This window comes from Streptomyces sp. AcH 505, from assembly GCF_000818175.1.
GTDB lineage: Bacteria > Actinomycetota > Actinomycetes > Streptomycetales > Streptomycetaceae > Streptomyces.
Map to the genome: position 1 here is coordinate 235,545 of NZ_JTIY01000001.1, position 3,940 is coordinate 239,484.

Here is a 3,940-nt window from a genome sequence, read left to right on the forward strand (position 1 = left end):
GGCGGCGAGGACGGCCGCGACCGCCAGCACGCTCCACCGGGTGTGCCGAAGGGTGGGTTTCATGAGGTCTCCTTCCGGGTGGCGGCGTCGCAGGTCCGCCGGAGCTCGGCGCTCAGCAGTCCGGCGTCGCCGCCGGAGGTGACGTGCCGGACGGCGGCGTCCAGGACGGCGCGGAGGGTGAGGATCATGAGAGGGATGTCGAAGGAGCGGAACTGGCCGCCGCGCTGCCCTTCGGCGAGGATCGCGGCCAGGTCGGCCGTCTCGTGGTGGTGTTCGGCGCGGCCGTCGCGTGAGCGGGTGGGCGAGTGCCGGTCGGCCGCGAAGATCTCGACCAGCGCGGTCATATGGGCCGGGTGCCGGGCGTAGAAGTCGACGCTGCCGCCGACGAAAGCCAGCAGGGCGTCGCGCGGTGTCTCCGCTGCCCGTACCGGGGGCCCGACCTCGGCCTCCCCGATCCGGTAGACCTCCTCGACCACCCGGTCGAACAGGTCGTCCCTGTCCCGGAAGTGGTACGTGACGACGCCTCGGCTGACCCCGGCACGCTGGGCGATCCGCACGATCGACGCGCGCTCGGCGCCCAGTTCGGCGATCACCTCGACGGCGCAGTCGACGAGCTGTTGGCGCCGCGCCGCCTGGATGAACGACGGCGGGCGCTGCTCGGGGCCCTGCGTTTCCGACTCCACCTCTCCACATTTAGCACCCCTGACAAAAAATTGCCAGGGGTGCTAGTTCGGGTGGGTCGGCGGCGTCCGCGTCACCCCGCGGCGGCGAGCACCAGGGGCAGCACACCTTCGGCGCCTGCCTGGCGCAGCAGCCGGGCGGCGACCGCGAGGGTCCAGCCCGAGTCGGTGTAGTCGTCCACGAGCAGGACAGGCCCGGGCGCGCCGGCCAGGGCCGCGGCCAGGTCGGCCGAGACGGTGAAGGCGCCGGACAGCGCCCGCAGCCGCTGGGCCGAGTTGCTGCGGTGGGTCACATGCGCGCCGCCCGGTCCGCTGTAGGTCAACGTCCCCAGGAAGGGCAGGCGGCCGACGGTCGCGATGCCCTGGGCGAGCGAGCCGACCAGCTGCGGACGGCCCAGGGACGGTACGGCGACGACGCCGACCGGCCTGGCCGAGGCGTCGGGGACGGTCGGTGCCCAACCGCCCGACGAGCGCGCCCAGTCGGCGAGGACCGCCACCGCGGCCTGCAGGACATCGTCGGGGACCGGCCCGTCCGGCGCGTTCTCGGCGAGCAGCGGGCGCAGCCGGTTGCCCCAGCCGATGTCCGAGAGCCGGCCCAGCGCACGGCCGGTGGAGCACTGCTCCTTGACCGGGATGCGCCCCTTGAGGTCAATGCCCAAGGCGGGCATGCCCGTCGGCCACATCCGGCGCGGTTCCACCTCGGTCCCCGGCCGGTCCAGCTCCTTGGCAGCCCCCGTCAGCGCCTCCGCAGAGACCCCGGAATCGGCCCAGGGACCCGCACAGTTGTCGCACCGGCCGCAGGGGGCCGCCCCCTCGTCGTCCAGCTGTTGGCGCAGGAACTCCATCCGGCACTGCGCCGTGCTCGCGTAGTCGCGCATGGCCTGCTGTTCGGCCGCCCGCTGCTTGGCCACCCACGCGTAGCGCTCGGCGTCGTACAGCCACTCGGCTCCGGTGGCCGTCCAGCCGCCCTTGACCCGCTTGACCGCGCCGTCCACGTCCAGCACCTTCAGCATCGACTCCAGCCGGCTGCGCCGGAGGTCGACCGTGGCTTCGAGCGCCGGCACGGACAGCGGCCGCCCCGCGTCGGTGAGGGCCGCGAGGGTCTGCCGGACCTGCGCCTCGGGCGGGAAGGCGGTGTCGGCGAAGTAGCGCCAGATGGCTTCGTCCTCCCGGCCCGGGAGCAGCAGTACATCGGCGTGCGCCACCCCGCGCCCGGCGCGTCCCACCTGCTGGTAGTACGCGATCGGCGAGGACGGCGAACCGAGGTGGACCACGAAGCCCAGGTCCGGCTTGTCGTAGCCCATGCCCAGCGCCGATGTCGCCACCAGCGCCTTGACGCGGTTCTCCTGGAGGTCGACCTCGGCCTGCAGCCGGTCGGCGTTCTCCGTCTTCCCGGTGTACGAGGCCACCTGGAAGTCGCGCTGGCGCAGGAAGACCGTGGCCTCCTCGGCCGCCGCCACGGTCAGCGTGTAGATGATCCCGGAGCCCGGCAGGTCGTTCAGATGCTCGGCGAGCCAGGCCAGCCGGTGTGCGGCGTCCGGCAGCTGGACCACGCCGAGCCGCAGGCTCTCCCGCTCCAGCGGACCGCGCAGCACCAGGGCCTCACCGGCGCCGGTGCCCAGCTGCTCGGCCACATCGGCGGTCACCCGCGCGTTGGCCGTCGCCGTGGTGGCCAGCACCGGCACCCCGGCCGGCAGCTCGGCCAGCATCGCGCGCAACCGCCGGTAGTCGGGCCGGAAGTCATGACCCCAGTCGGAGATGCAGTGTGCTTCGTCGACCACCAGCAGACCGGTCGTCGCCGCGAGTCTGGGCAGCACCTGATCACGGAAATCCACCGAGTTGAGCCGTTCTGGACTGACCAGGAGGACGTCGGTCTCGCCGCGCTCGACCTCCTGGTAGATGGTGTCCCACTCCTCCGGGTTGGCCGAGTTGATGGTGCGCGCCTGGATACCGGCGCGCGCCGCCGACTCGACCTGGTTGCGCATCAGGGCCAGCAGCGGCGAGATGATCACCGTGGGACCCGAGCCGCGCCGGCGCAGCAGGGCGGTGGCGACGAAGTACACCGCCGACTTGCCCCAGCCGGTGCGCTGCACCACCAGCGCGCGCCGGCGCTCCTCCACCAGGGCGGCCACCGCCTGCCACTGGTCCTCGCGCAGCCGCGCCGTGCCGCCCGGGTCACTGACCAGCTCGGCAAGGATGGCGTCGGCCTCGGCACGCAGCTCCTGGTTACTCATGCCCCCATGCAACCCCACCGCACTGACATCGGCCCAATCCCGGCCGCGCGGGACGAGCGGGCGCCGGGCGTGTTTGCGCTGGTACTCGGCGTCCGCACTCCTGCCCGTACCGATGTCCCCACCGCTGCCCGTGCCGATGTCCGACCGGACAACAGGAGTCAGCGGGGGTCGCGCTGGGCAGGGATATGACACACATACCCGCGCATTCCTGTCAGCCAGGCCAATTGCTCGTTGCCGCGCGCCCCCGCGCCAGCGAGAATTGGACCTGCCCCCGCACGGTCCTGTTCGCGTCCGCAAGGGCTGACCGCGGTGCGCCCTCACTCGACCTTGCCCGTATGACGGGCGCGTATGCGAAGGGAGGAACGTGACCTTCGGATTCGCTCCGTCCGCAGCCACTTCGATCACCGCATCGGCCGACTCCGTCAGCCGCCTCGCCAGGATGCTGGAACCCGCCGAATGGGCGGCGGCCGGGATACCGCTGATGCGCAATCCGCGTGAGGTCGTCAGCGGCCTGCACAGCCGGCACCGTCCGGTGCCGGGTACAGCGGTCGTCGCCGTCCTCGACCATGAGGAACGGCTCGCGGCCAGCGCCTCGTTCGTCCCGCGCGCCGCGGCGCCGGTGGACGGCTGGGAGTTCCGTAACGCTTTGCTGGCGCATCTGCGCCGGGTCATCCCGCACGATCTGCGCCGCCGTACGCCGGTGCGCACCGCCGCCCTGCTCTACTGCCGCGAGGGTGACGAGCGCTGGACCGAGGCGGACGGCGCCTGGATGTGGGGACTGCGTGACGCCTGCACCCTGCACGGCCTGCGCTGCGGCGCGTACATCACGCTCACGCGCGGCGGCTGGCAGGTGCTCGGCGAGGGCCGTGGCGGCCGGCAGCCCAACTCCCAGTCCAGGCCCACCGCGCTGGCCGACTGGGCGGCCGATCCCGACCCGTCGCCCCTACGCGGCGGTGGCGGCGCCGTCGAGGTGCTCCGCAGGACAGCGGCCCGCTGAGCGCGGCCCCGCCGACCCACGTGGCGGGA

General features: G+C 73.0%; 3 protein-coding genes. 1 reads left to right on the forward strand and 2 read right to left on the reverse strand.

What is annotated here, in order from left to right:
• Positions 1–59: 59 nt before the first annotated feature.
• On the reverse strand, positions 60–683 hold the full coding sequence (locus HY68_RS00945; protein WP_052456976.1) for a TetR family transcriptional regulator: 624 nt from the start codon (positions 681–683) through the stop codon (positions 60–62).
• Between the two features lie 71 nt (positions 684–754).
• Positions 755–2,914, reverse strand: a complete 2,160-nt coding sequence (locus HY68_RS00950; protein ID WP_041983434.1) for a RecQ family ATP-dependent DNA helicase — start codon at positions 2,912–2,914, stop codon at positions 755–757.
• A gap of 364 nt (positions 2,915–3,278) precedes the next feature.
• Here HY68_RS00950 and HY68_RS00955 point away from each other — a divergent pair, with 364 nt between their 5' ends.
• Positions 3,279–3,911: a hypothetical protein gene (locus HY68_RS00955; RefSeq protein WP_041983436.1), complete on the forward strand. Its 633-nt coding sequence runs from the start codon at positions 3,279–3,281 to the stop codon at positions 3,909–3,911.
• Positions 3,912–3,940: the final 29 nt, after the last annotated feature.

Bases quoted from the DNA above. Each gene is read 5' to 3' on its own strand.
- HY68_RS00950 (WP_041983434.1), bottom strand. From the start codon at position 2,914: ATGAGTAACCAGGAGCTGCGTGCCGAGGCCGACGCCATCCTTGCCGAG.